The 311-nt window shown below is 69.5% G+C and carries 1 protein-coding gene; it reads left to right on the forward strand.

The features are described 5' to 3' along the window. The coding region (locus tag GYA94_RS27350) for an MnmC family methyltransferase (protein WP_255327017.1) at positions 1 to 311 on the forward strand (311 nt) is incomplete at both ends.

Below are 311 nucleotides of genomic sequence, written 5' to 3' on the forward strand. Positions count from 1 at the left end.
GGGTCACCCTGACCCTGCTGATCGGCGATGTGCTGGCGCAGCTGCCGCAACTCGATGCACAGGTCGACGTGTGGTTCCTCGACGGCTTCGCCCCGGCCAAGAACCCCGACATGTGGACCCCGCAGCTGTTCGCCCAGCTGGCGCGGCTGTCCCACGCCGGGACAGTGCTGGGCACCTTCACCACCACCGGCTGGGTGCGCCGCAGCCTGGTCGAAGCGGGCTTTGCCATGAAGAAGGTGCCGGGCATCGGCAAAAAGTGGGAAGTGATGAGCGGCGCCTACGTCGGCGCCCTGCCCGCCCCAGGCGCCCCC

It is taken from the genome of Pseudomonas juntendi (assembly GCF_009932375.1).
Classification (GTDB): Bacteria; Pseudomonadota; Gammaproteobacteria; order Pseudomonadales; family Pseudomonadaceae; genus Aquipseudomonas; species Aquipseudomonas juntendi.